Origin of the sequence: Mesorhizobium sp. M2E.F.Ca.ET.209.01.1.1 (genome assembly GCF_004010375.2) — a bacterium.
Taxonomy (GTDB): Bacteria; Pseudomonadota; Alphaproteobacteria; order Rhizobiales; family Rhizobiaceae; genus Mesorhizobium.
On record NZ_SADP02000156.1, the window covers coordinates 1 to 482 of the forward strand.

The window sequence follows — 482 nt, forward strand, 5'->3', positions numbered from 1 at the left end:
CGGCCATGGTCTGGGCCTTCGTCATTTCGCTGGGCGCCGGCGGCGTGCTGCTCTTGGCGCTTCTGCTGCGCGGCGAGCGCGTCCGGCTGACGCCGCACAAGCTGCGCTATTTCTTCATCACCGCCGCGATCTCCTATGCCATTCCCAATCTCTTGATGTTCTCGGCCATTCCGCATCTCGGCGCCGGCTATACCGGCATCATGTTCACGCTGTCACCGGTCATCACGCTGGTGTTCTCGATCCTGCTCGGGGTCCGGCGTCCCAACCTGCTCGGCGTCATCGGCATCGCCGTCGGCTTCGTCGGCGCGGTGATGGTGGCGCTCACGCGCGGCGAGGCCGGCCAGCCGGCCGACTATGTCTGGGTGGCCATCGGGCTCTTCATCCCGGTCAGCCTCGCGGCCGGCAACATCTACCGCACCGTCGACTGGCCGGAAGGCACCGGCCCGATCGAGCTCGCCGTCGGCAGCCATCTGGCTTCGGCC

Annotated in this window: 1 protein-coding gene; it reads left to right on the plus strand. The window is 67.6% G+C overall.

Features of this window, described 5'->3' with window-relative positions:
- The coding region (locus EN852_RS35065; RefSeq protein WP_135879615.1) for a DMT family transporter at positions 1-482 on the plus strand (482 nt) is incomplete at both ends.